Origin of the sequence: Actinomadura soli (genome assembly GCF_005889715.1) — a bacterium.
Taxonomy (GTDB): domain Bacteria; phylum Actinomycetota; class Actinomycetes; order Streptosporangiales; family Streptosporangiaceae; genus Spirillospora; species Spirillospora soli.
Genome location: NZ_VCKW01000311.1, coordinates 1 through 8,522, shown reverse-complemented (window position 1 = coordinate 8,522; position 8,522 = coordinate 1). Strand labels below are relative to the sequence as shown.

Here is an 8,522-nt window from a genome sequence, read left to right as displayed (position 1 = left end):
GATAAACGCTTGGGCGATCTTGGTTCGTCCGATCCACGCGGGTGTTGGCAAGTTTCTTCGGCTTCGGTGGGGTGGTGAGTCGTCACCAGATGTAGTCGGGTCGTGTGGTGAGTGTTCGGGGTGGTTCAGGTCATGTCGTGTGATGTGGGGGTAGAGATTTCCCAAACTCGCCGATAGGTCAGTCTCGGCTGACCTGCGCAAGTGCGAGGGGCGCAACTGGCGTGCGCGTGGGGGCTCGCGGCATGTGCTGGGGCGTTCCTGAGGGGTCGGGGTGTCCGTTGCGACAGGCTCCGATGACGTTCGGTAAGCAATTCCTCGGCCGACCCCCCTGACATTCGTGGCGTAAGGGGTTAGCGTTCCTGACATGGCACCCGCCCGGGTCCGTGGTTGCGTCGGACCGCAGTGCTCGTCAGGAGCGCTACAGACGGTCCGGCTAGCCGATGCCAGGCGCAGGCGAAACGGCCCACGTAAGGCGACTTCTCGTCGACCGATCACGGTGCGCCTTAGAGGTAAGTCCTGCCCCGTCGAGGGATCCGACATCCCCCGAGCAGGGAGAAGGGCAGTAGTGGCGACAGCGCCGCGAGCCCCTCAGCAGGCGGATGTGGGGACGAAGACCAGGTCGGCCGGGCGGGTGCGACCCACCGTCCTGTGGTGCCCGTCCGGGGCAGTGAGCATTGTTCCGTCGAGGAAGAAAGGTGTTCGGTTCAGGCATCCCGGGCAGGGCCGGATCACAACCGGGAGAAGGGGGGTCCCGCGTGAACATCACCGTGAGGGGCCGGCACACCGACGTCAACGAGCGATTCCGTCGGCACGTCGACAACAAACTCGCAAAGATCGAGCGGCTCGACCAGAAGGTCATCCGCGTTGATGTGGAGGTGTCCGAGGAACGCAACCCGCGGCTGGCCGACCAGCGCGAACGGGTCGAGCTGACGATCCGTTCCCGCGGCCCGGTGATCCGGGCCGAGGCCGCCGCCGACGACCGTTACGGCGCCCTCGACCTGGCGCTGGACAAGCTGGAGTCACGGCTCCGCCGCGACTCCGAACGACGCAAGGGCCACGGCGGCAAGGGCCACGGCGGCAAGGGCCGGGCCAAGCTCGCCACGATGGAGACCCTCCCCGAAGCACTCCCCGAACCGCCGCCGGCCGCTCCACGCCCCGCGGCGGACGAGCCGGAGGCGGAGCCGGTGAAGGTCTCACCGGACGAGAACCTCGTCCCGATCCCCATGGACGGCGACGGCCCCCTCGTCGTCCGCGAGAAGTTCCACAAGGCCGAGCCCATGGGCATCGAGCAGGCCCTCCTTGAGATGGAGCTCGTCGGCCACGACTTTTTCCTGTACCGCGACAAGGCCACCGGGCACAGCTCGGTCGTATACCGGAGAAGAGGCTGGGACTACGGAGTGATCAGGCTCGTCGAGGAGTGACCGCTCCTCATCCGGCCCGCCCGCGAGGGCGTGGCCTGCGTAGACCTACGAAGTTGAAACCGTTCCGTGATGCGGCACTCGCGTCACGTCACCGTCCGAACCATGTCATGATCTGAAAAGGCGTACCAGCCGATCCGCGGACGCGGTGGTCCGGGGGGAGAATCCGGTGCGGCGCCGTTCGGCGGCCGCCCCGGATCCGACCGGTCACCGCGCCGCGGCGGTGGTCCCGCGGATCGGCCGATCCGCGGGCCTCGCGGCGGCCCACCCGGGAACCTCCCGGGGCGCACAGCAGTTCACCGGGGAACACCCCGGCCCGAAATCCCCCGGGTCCGCCCCCGGAACCCGTATCTTCCCGAGGACGACCCGTCGGAGAGCAACCCTCCGGTGGTTCCAGATCGCTGAATAGTGAAGGGGGGAAGCGGCGTCTCCTCCACGCCGCGACTCTGGTGAGCGAGAATCCCGAGGCTCGCGACGCCGCGGCGGTACCCCGTCAGGCCGGCGCCGCCCCCGCCGGCCGGGAGGCGGCCCAGCCGGCCGGGACGGCCGACCCGATCCGTGTGCTCATCGTCGACGACCATGCGCTGTTCCGCCGGGGTCTGGAGATGGTCCTCCAAGGCGAGGACGACATCGAGGTCATCGGCGAGGGCGGCGACGGTCACGAGGCCGTCGAGATGGCCGGCGACCTGCTGCCCGACGTCGTCCTGATGGACATCCGGATGCCGCGCCGCAGCGGCATCGAGGCCTGCACCGCGATCAAGGACGCCGCGCCCAGCGCGAAGATCGTCATGCTGACCATCAGCGACGAGGAGGAGGACCTCTTCGAGGCGATCAAGGCCGGGGCCAGCGGCTACCTGCTCAAGGAGATCTCGATCGACGAGGTCCCGCAGGCCGTCCGCGCGGTGCACGGCGGGCAGTCGCTGATCAGCCCGTCGATGGCGTCCAAGCTCATCACCGAGTTCGCGGCGCTGGCCAAGCGCAGCGAGGAGCGCACCCAGCAGGTCCCCGCGCCGCGCCTCACCGACCGCGAGATGGAGGTGCTGCGGCTCGTCGCCCGCGGCCTCGGCAACCGGGAGATCGCCCGCGAGCTGTTCATCTCCGAGAACACGGTGAAGAACCACGTCCGCAACATCCTGGAGAAACTGCAACTCCACTCCCGGATGGAGGCCGTCGTCTACGCCGTCCGCGAGAAACTCCTGGAAATCACCTGATCCCGCGCTGGGCCAGGTCCAGGCGGGCGTTGGACGTGCGCGGAGCGCGACCGGCAATCCGGTTTTGTCGGTGTTGTGTCGTAGCATCGCGGGCGTGGTTCAGACAGCAGGCGGCACACCGGCGGTAGAACTCGGCGCCGACGAGGCGCGGCGGCTCCAGTTGCGGGCCCAGGGCTTCCTGGGGGCGCAGCCCAGAGGGGGCGTGTCGGCGATGCTGGAACGGCTTGGGGCCGTCCAGCTCGACACGATCTCCGTCCTCGCGCGGTCCCACGAGCTGGTCCCCTATGCCCGTCTCGGCCCGGTCGGACGCGGCGCGATCGAAGCCGCCTACTGGGGCAGCGCCAACGGCCACCGCAAGAGTCCCGCCAAGGGCGTCCCCACAGGCGGTCGCCAGGGCGGACGCCACAACGGGGCGTTCGAGTACTGGGCGCATGCGGCGTCCATCCTCCCCATGGCCGACTGGCCGCTGTTCGCGTTCCGCCGCCGCGCCTACCTGCGCCGGGGATGGCGCTGGCACAAGGTCCCCGAGGGCGTCTGCGACGAGATCCGCGCCCGCCTGAGGGCGGACGGCCCGCTGACCACCAAGGAGCTCGGCGGCGCCAAGGCGAGCGCCGAATGGTGGGACTGGAGCGACCACAAGATCGGCATCGAATGGCTGCTGGATGTCGGCGAGGTCGTCTGCGTCCAGCGCGTCGGCTGGCGGCGCGTGTACGACCTGGCCGAACGGGCCGTCCCGGACGAGCTCCGCACCCGGGAGCCCGGCGACGACGCCTGCCTCACCGCGCTCGTCGCCCGCGCCGGACGGGCCCTCGGCGTCGCGACCCGCGGCGACCTCGCCGACTACTACCGGATCAGGCAGGACCAGGTCGACCAGGTCATCGACGCGACCGGGCTCGTCCCCGCCGAGGTCGCCGGCTGGCCCCAGCGGGCCTGGGCCGACCCCGGCGCCCTGGCGACGGTGCCGCGCGGCAGGCACGCCACGACGCTGCTCTCACCGTTCGACTCCCTCGTCTGGGACAGGGCCCGCGCGTCCCGCGTCTTCGGCTTCGATCACCGTCTGGAGGCGTACGTCCCGAAGGCCAAGCGCGTCCACGGCTACTTCGCCATGCCGCTCCTCGCCGGGGGCCGCCTGCTCGGACGGGTCGACCCCGCCAGAGAGGGCCGCACCCTCATCGCCCGTCAGGCGTCCCTGGAACCGTGGGCCACCCGCACGGCCGCCCGGACGGAGACGTCGGCCGCGGCTCTCGCCACCGCCCTCTGGCGCGCCGCCGCCTGGGTCGGCTGCGACCACGTCCGCGTCGAACGGACCGATCTGCCTTCGGCCCTCATCGAATCCGCACTGAAAGCCGCCACCCCGATCTGACACACCGCTCACTCCCCGCGACCCCGCCCCTCGCGCAACCACCGCTTCGCCAATGGGGCTACTCGCGGAACTTCGCCACTATGCGCAACTCGGCCTTCACTCAGGGTTCCGAGTGGCCGGTCGGAATGGACCTGGTTTCGGGCTTGTTGTTATTGGTGGTGCCGCTGTCCTGATTCAGTGCTTTTTGCGCCGTTAAGCGCCCCGCGGCGAAGGCCGTGAAGGCGGCGAACGGGTGTGTCAGCCGTGGGGGGTCTGCTGGGGGTCGGTGGCGACCGGACGGTCCAGCGCCTCGCCCTCCACACCGCCGCGGCGCTTGGCGGTACGTGTGCCGAACAGGGAGTAGTCGACGATCTCCGGGATGACCCTGGGCGCGTCCACGACGACGTCCGCGAACAGGTGCACGAAACCGCTGATGATCATGCCCAGGACGATGATCCCGGCCCCCACCCAGAACATGACCCACATCGGCCCCAGGCAGAGCGCCACACCGCCGACGACGAAGCCGACGAAGATGATGGTGACCGCGGCCCAGGACCCCGGCCGTCCGGCGTGCGATCCATGCGAGTGTTCCGGTCGCGGCTGTTCCGGCCGCTGTTCGGAGTGCGACTGTTCGGACACCGACCCTCCCTCCGGATGCTGTGAGACATCCTCTCCGGGAGCCGGAAAGTCAAACGGGACGCGCAGTGGATTGCGCTGCGGAGTGACCTAGACCATTCTAAGTCTCGCCTACGATGGCATCGTACGTGTGGTGTGCGCGCCGCCTGGAGCGGTGAACCACGATCTGCAAGGAGCCTCCGAGAGTGCCGCCAGTCATCGACAAGATCCTTCGTGCGGGCGAGGGCAAAATCCTGCGCAAGCTCAAGAAGCTCGCGGATCAGGTCAACTCGATCGAGGAGGACTTCCTCGAGATGAGCGACGCCGAGTTGCGCGAGCTGACCGACAAGTACCGGGAGCGGCTCGCCGACGGCGAGACCCTGGACGACCTGCTCCCCGAAGCGTTCGCGACCGCCCGCGAGGCCGCCAAGCGCGTCCTCGGCCAGCGCCATTTCGACGTCCAGGTGATGGGCGGTGCCGCCCTCCATCTGGGCAACATCGCCGAGATGAAGACCGGTGAGGGCAAGACCCTGACCGCGGTGCTGCCGGCCTATCTGAACGCCCTGTCGGGCGACGGCGTCCATATCGTCACGGTGAACGACTACCTCGCCAAGCGGGACGCCGAGTGGATGGGCCGCATCCACCAGTTCCTCGGCCTTGAGGTCGGCGTCGTCCTCGCCCAGATGACGCCGGAAGAGCGCCGCGCCGCCTACAACGCCGACATCACCTACGGGACGAACAACGAGTTCGGGTTCGACTACCTGCGCGACAACATGGCCTGGAGCCTGGACGAGTGCGTCCAGCGCGGCCACAACTTCGCGATCGTGGACGAGGTCGACTCGATCCTCATCGACGAGGCCCGGACCCCGCTGATCATTTCGGGGCCGGCCGAGCAGAACTCCAAGTGGTACTCGGAGTTCGCCAAGATCGTCCCACGGCTGAAGCGGGCCGAGCTGGTCAGCACCGCCGGGCAGGTCGACGAGTACGGCCCGGGCGACTACGAGGTCAACGAGAAGAAGCGCACGGTCGGCATCACCGAGGCCGGCGTCGAGAAAGTCGAGGACTGGCTCGGCATCGACAACCTCTACGACTCGGTCAACACGCCGCTGGTGAGCTTCCTCAACAACGCGCTGAAGGCCAAGGAGCTCTACAAGCGCGACAAGGACTACGTCGTCATGAACGGCGAGGTCCTGATCGTGGACGAGTTCACCGGCCGCATCCTCCACGGCCGCCGCTACAACGAGGGCATGCACCAGGCCATCGAGGCCAAGGAGGGCGTGGCGATCAAGGACGAGAACCAGACCCTCGCCACGATCACCCTGCAGAACTACTTCCGCCTCTACGGCAAGCTGGCCGGCATGACCGGCACGGCCGAGACCGAGGCGGCCGAGTTCAACAAGACCTACAAGATCGGTGTCGTGCCGATCCCGACGAACAAGCCGATGATCCGCGAGGACGTGGCGGACGTCGTCTACAAGACCGAGCAGGCCAAGTTCGAGGCGTGCGTCGACGACATCGCCGAGCGGCACGAGAAGGGCCAGCCCGTCCTCGTCGGCACGACGTCGGTGGAGAAGTCCGAGAAGCTGAGCAAGATGCTCAAGCGGCGCGGCATCCCGCACCAGGTGCTGAACGCCAAGCACCACGAGCAGGAGTCGGCGATCGTCGCGGAGGCGGGCCGCAAGGGCGGCGTCACCGTCGCGACGAACATGGCGGGACGCGGCACCGACATCATGCTCGGCGGCAACCCCGACTTCCGCGCCGACCTGGAGCTGCACCAGCGCGGCCTGTCCCCGCTGGAGACGCCGGACGAGTACGAGTCGGCGTGGCCGGAGGCGCTGGAGAAGGCCCAGGAGGCCGTGAAGGGCGAGCACGAGGAGGTCGTCGACCTCGGCGGGCTGTACGTCCTCGCGACCGAGCGGCACGAGTCGCGGCGCATCGACAACCAGCTGCGCGGACGGTCGGGCCGGCAGGGCGACCCGGGCGAGTCCCGGTTCTACCTCTCCCTTGAGGACGACCTGATGCGGCTGTTCAACTCCGCCCGCGTCGAGTCGATCATGACCCGGCTGAACATCCCGGACGACGTGCCGATCGAATCCAAGATCGTCAGCAATGCGATCAAGTCGGCGCAGAGCCAGGTCGAGCAGCAGAACTTCGAGATGCGCAAGAACGTCTTGAAGTACGACGAGGTCCTGAACCGGCAGCGCAAGGTCATCTACGCCGAGCGCCGCAAGGTCCTCGAAGGCGCGGACCTGCACGAGCAGGTCCGCGGCATGATCGACGAGGTCGTCGCGGGCTATGTCGCGGGCGCCACCGCCGAGGGCTTCGCCGAGGAGTGGGACCTCGACAAGCTGTGGAAGGCGTTCCAGCAGCTCTACCCGATCTCGATCACGGTGGACGAGCTGGTCGAGGACGCCGCGGACGGCGACATCTCCGGCCTCGACGCCGAGACCCTCGCCGCGAAGATCCGCGACGACGCCCAGGCCGCCTACGACAAGCGCGACGAGGAACTCGGCTCCGAGGTCATGCGGGAGCTGGAGCGCCGCGTCGTGCTGAACGTCCTCGACCGCAAGTGGCGCGAGCACCTCTACGAGATGGACTACCTCCAGGAGGGCATCGGCCTGCGGGCCATGGCGCAGCGCGACCCGCTGGTGGAGTACCAGCGCGAGGGCTACGACATGTTCAACGCGATGCTCGACGGCATCAAGGAGGAGTCGGTCGGCTACCTGTTCCACCTCGAGGTCGAGGTGGAGGAGCAGCCGGCGGCCCCGGCGGTCGGCGCCGCGCCCGTCTCGGTGGCCAAGACGGCCCCGGACGCCGAGGCCGGCGAGGACACCCCCGCCGACGAGATCGAGGAGGCCGACGAGGCCCCGGCGATCAAGGCGAAGGGCCTCGACGCGCCGAAGCGTCCGACGAAGCTGGAGTACTCGGCCCCGACCGTGGACGGCGACGGCGGCGTCGAGCACCACAGCGAGGAGACGAAGGACGAGTACGCGGACGTGAACCGCAACGACCCGTGCCCCTGCGGCTCGGGCAAGAAGTTCAAGCGCTGCCACGGCGACCCGCGCAGCAAGAACAAGTAGGCCCCATCACAGAAGCGGCCTCCCGGTCACCCGGGAGGCCGCTTCTGCATGTCAGGGGGCGGTCGTCTCCAGGGCCGTGCAGCGCCATCGGCCGCGGGTGTGTTCCAGCCGCAGGGCCAGTGCGTGGACGCGTCCGGCCACGACCACCACCGCGACCGTTTCCGCCACGGCCGGCGCGGGCCGCTGCAACCGGCTGGACAAGACCTTGGGCGGGACGACCCGTCCGCCACGCCCAACCGCCCGTCCACCAGCCCCGACCGCACCGCCACGCCCGACCGCACCGCCAGGCCCGACCGCACCGCCACGCCCAACCGCACCGCCAAGTCCGCCAGGGCCGCCGCGCTCGGCAGGGATGCCGCGCCTGCCCGGGGCGTCCCGCCTGGTCGGGGTGCCGTGTTCGGTGGTCTTGCCAGGTCCCGCCGGGGTGGTGTGACCGGTGGCCTGTAGGTGGTGGAGTAGCGCTCGGCATACCGCTGGGACGGCCACCAGGGAGAGCTGGTGTGGTGGGCGTGTGCCCGCGAGGATCTCCGCGACCAGCCGGACGGTGGCGTTCGCGACGGCTCGGACCTCGGCGTCCATGCCGTCGTCCGGCCGCACCAGCCGTAGGCCGGGCGGCCGTACGGGCGGGGGCGCCGCCGGTTTCAGGGCCAGCGCGCCCTGGGTGGCGGGCACCGGACGGTACCGGACGAACCGCACCACCGCTGACTTCCCCGTACGCCCTCGCATGAAAAGACCTCCTGTCTCGTTTAAGACAGGAGTCACGGGAGCCGCAGAAAATACGTTCTGACCACATCCGGCCCATCGGTGACCAACGGCCGGAAATGGGCTGGAAAGGGGCTGTCTCTTATACAAATCT

The 8,522-nt window shown here is 69.0% G+C and carries 6 protein-coding genes; 4 read left to right on the top strand and 2 right to left on the bottom strand.

Annotation, left to right across the window (positions count from 1 at the left end; translation table 11 throughout):
* Nucleotides 1-755: 755 nt before the first annotated feature.
* The 3 genes from hpf (at nucleotide 756) to ETD83_RS36290 (ending at nucleotide 3,992) form a co-directional block, all read left to right on the top strand.
* Nucleotides 756-1,421, top strand: a complete 666-nt coding sequence (gene hpf, locus ETD83_RS36305) for a ribosome hibernation-promoting factor, HPF/YfiA family (RefSeq protein ID WP_138649734.1) — start codon at nucleotides 756-758, stop codon at nucleotides 1,419-1,421.
* A gap of 557 nt (nucleotides 1,422-1,978) precedes the next feature.
* Complete coding sequence (locus ETD83_RS36295; RefSeq protein WP_267900394.1) at nucleotides 1,979-2,629, top strand: response regulator transcription factor; 651 nt, start codon at nucleotides 1,979-1,981, stop codon at nucleotides 2,627-2,629.
* A gap of 94 nt (nucleotides 2,630-2,723) precedes the next feature.
* Entirely contained in the window at nucleotides 2,724-3,992 is a 1,269-nt protein-coding gene (locus ETD83_RS36290; protein ID WP_230421411.1) for a winged helix-turn-helix domain-containing protein, read from the top strand.
* A gap of 237 nt (nucleotides 3,993-4,229) precedes the next feature.
* Here the strand turns inward: ETD83_RS36290 and ETD83_RS36285 are convergent, their stop codons facing one another.
* Nucleotides 4,230-4,610 carry an HGxxPAAW family protein gene (locus ETD83_RS36285; RefSeq protein WP_230421410.1) on the bottom strand — a complete coding sequence of 127 codons (381 nt, stop codon included), beginning with the start codon at nucleotides 4,608-4,610 and terminating at the stop codon, nucleotides 4,230-4,232.
* A 182-nt stretch (nucleotides 4,611-4,792) separates the two neighbouring features.
* Here ETD83_RS36285 and secA point away from each other — a divergent pair, with 182 nt between their 5' ends.
* The gene (gene secA / locus ETD83_RS36280) at nucleotides 4,793-7,666 is read left to right on the top strand and encodes a preprotein translocase subunit SecA (RefSeq protein ID WP_138649731.1); all 2,874 of its coding nucleotides are present in this window, start codon (nucleotides 4,793-4,795) and stop codon (nucleotides 7,664-7,666) included.
* Nucleotides 7,667-7,717: 51 nt separating this feature from the next.
* Here the strand turns inward: secA and ETD83_RS43160 are convergent, their stop codons facing one another.
* Entirely contained in the window at nucleotides 7,718-8,392 is a 675-nt protein-coding gene (locus ETD83_RS43160) for an Rv3235 family protein (RefSeq protein WP_171064642.1), read from the bottom strand.
* Nucleotides 8,393-8,522: the final 130 nt, after the last annotated feature.